This is a genomic window from Actinosynnema sp. (genome assembly GCF_052038725.1).
On record NZ_JBQGCX010000044.1, the window covers coordinates 1 to 2946 of the forward strand.

1 protein-coding gene is annotated in these 2946 nt (G+C 77.0%); it reads left to right on the forward strand.

Annotated elements, in window-relative coordinates:
• On the forward strand, positions 1–2946 hold a 2946-nt coding region (locus ACTUAL_RS00835), incomplete at both ends, for a type I polyketide synthase (RefSeq protein WP_440898916.1).

Consider the following 2946-nt stretch of genomic DNA (forward strand, 5'->3'; position numbering starts at 1 on the left):
CGACGTGCGCGGCACCGCCGTCAACCAGGACGGCGCGTCCAGCGGCCTGACCGCCACCAACGGCCCCTCGCAGCAGAGCGTCATCCGCGCCGCGCTGGCCAACGCCGGGCTGTCCGCCGAGCACGTGGACGTCGTGGAGGCGCCCGGCACCGGCCCCTCCCTCGGCGACCCGATCGAGGCGCAGGCCGTGCTCGCCACCTACGGCCAGGACCGCGAGCACCCCCTGCTGCTCGGGTCGATCAAGTCGAACCTCGGCCACACCCAGGCCGCCGCGGGCGTCGCGGGCGTCATCAAGGTGGTGATGGCCATGCGGCACGGCACCGTGCCCAGGACGCTGCACGTGAGCGCCCCCACCACGCACGTGGACTGGACCGCCGGGTCGGTCCGGCTGCCGCTGGAGGCCACGCCGTGGCCGGAGACCGGCCGTCCGCGCCGCGCGGGCGTGTCCTCGTTCGGCATCAGCGGCACCAACTCGCACGTCGTGCTGGAGCAGGCCCCCGCGCCGGTCGCGGAGACCGCCGCCGACCCCGCCGAGGCGGGCGCCGAGGCCGAGCTGCCGCGCGTGGAGACCGACGTCGTGCCGTGGGTGCTGTCCGCCCGCACGCCCGAGGCGCTGGCGGCCCAGGTCCGCAGGCTCCGCGGCGCCGTGCAAGGGCTCGACCCGGTCGACGTGTCCTTCTCGCTGGCCACCACCCGCGCCCACCTGGAGCACCGCTTCGCCGTCGTCGGCCGCACCGCCGAGGACCTCGCCGCCGCCCTCGTCGAGGGCGCGCCGGGCTCGGTGCGCGGCGTCGCGGACAAGGGCCGCACCGCGTTCCTGTTCACCGGCCAGGGCTCCCAGCGGATCGGCATGGGCCGCGAGCTGCGCGCGGCGTTCCCGGTGTTCCGCGAGGCGTTCGACGCCGCGTGCGCGCTGCTGGACCGCGAGCTGGAGGTCTCGCTGGCGGACGTGGTGCTCGGCGAGGACCAGGAGGTCCTGGACCGCACCGGTTTCAGCCAGCCCGCGCTGTTCGCGTTCGAGGTCGCGCTGTTCCGGTTGCTCCAGTCCTGGGGCGTCACCCCGGACGTCGTCGCCGGGCACTCCAGCGGCGAGATCGCCGCGGCGCACGTCGCGGGCGTGTTCTCCCTGGAGGACGCCTGCGCGCTGGTCGTGGCGCGCGGCCGGTTGATGCAGGCGCTGCCGCCCGGCGGCGCGATGCTCGCCGTCGAGGCCACCGAGGCGGAGGTCCTGCCCCTGCTGACCGACCAGGTCGGCCTGGCCGCCGTCAACGGCCCCACCGCCGTGGTCGTCTCCGGGGCCGAGGCCGCCGTCGACCAGGTCGCCGCCGCGCTGGACGGCAGGCGCACCAAGCGGTTGCGCGTCTCGCACGCCTTCCACTCGCCGCTCATGGAGCCGATGCTGGAGGAGTTCCGCCGCATCGCCGACAAGGTCTCCTTCCACGAGCCCCTCATCCCGTTCGCCTCCACCTCGACCGGCGGCCCGGCCACCGACGCCGTCGCCACCACCGAGTACTGGGTCTCCCACGTCCGCGACACCGTGCGCTTCCACGCCTGCCTCGAGCACCTGGCCGGGCACGGCGTCACCCGGTTCGTGGAGGTCGGCCCGGACGGCGTGCTCACCGGCATGGTCGAGCGCGGCGCGGCCGTCGCCACCCAGCGCCGGGGCCGCGACGAGGTCGTCGCCCTCACCACCGGCCTCGCCGCCGCGTTCGCGCACGGCGTCGACGTGGACTGGGCGGCCTTCCACGCCGGGCGCGGCGGGCCGCGCGTCGACCTGCCCACCTACGCGTTCCAGCGCAAGCGCTACTGGCTGGAGTCCGACGGCCCGTCCGGCGACGCCACCTCGTTCGGCCTGCAGGGCGGGGAGCACCCGCTGCTGACGGCGGTCGTGGAGACCCCCGCCAGCGACGGCGTCGTGCTCACCGGCAGGCTCTCCGCGAGCACCCACGCCTGGCTGGCCGACCACGCCGTGCACGGCACCCCGATCGTCCCCGGCACCGGCCTGGTCGAGCTGGCCGTCCGCGCGGGCGACCAGGTCGGCTGCGACCTGGTGGAGGAGCTGACCCTCGAAGCGCCGCTGCCGCTGCCCGAGACCGGCGCGCTGGCGCTGCGGGTCACCGCCGACGCCCCCGACGAGCACGGCCGCCGCACCCTGGCGATCCACTCGCGCCCCGAGGGCGCCCAGCCCGGCGAGGAGTGGACCCGGCACGCCTCCGGCCTGCTCGGCACCGCCCGCGACAGCGCGCCCGAGCAGCTGACCGCGTGGCCGCCGGAGGGCGCGGAAGCCGTTGACCTGGAAGGGTTCTACCCGCGCCTGGCGGACAACGGCTACGGCTACGGCGAGGTCTTCCGGGGCCTGCGCGCGCTGTGGCGGCGGGCGGACGGCGAGCTGTTCGCGCACGCCGTGCTGCCCGAGACCGCGCACGCCGACGCCGCCCGCTTCGGCCTGCACCCGGCCCTGCTCGACGCCGCGCTGCACGCCAACCTCGCGGACGGCTCCGAGGAGCGCACCCCGCTCCCGTTCGCCTGGAACGGCGTCACCCTGCACGCGCAGGGCGCCACCGAGCTGCGCGTCCACATCACCCAGACCGGCCCCGACCAGCTCTCCGTGGCGGTCGCGGACGGCCAGGGCGCGCCGGTCGCCACCATCGCGCAGCTCGTCGTGCGCCCGGTCTCCGCCGAGCAGCTCGGCGGCACCGCCGGTCGCGGCTACCACGAGTCGCGGTTCCGGCTGCGCTGGACGCCCGCCAGGGCCGGCGCCGTGCCGGTGCCGACCGCCGAGGACTGGGCCGTGCTGGGGCCGTGGCCCACCACCACCGCGACCGCGCACGCCGACCTGGCCGCGCTGCGCGCCCACCTGGACGGCGGGGCCCCGCCGCCGGAGGTCGTGCTCGCCCCGATCACCCCCGCGACCGGCGACCTGGACGTCCCCGCCGAGGGCCGCGA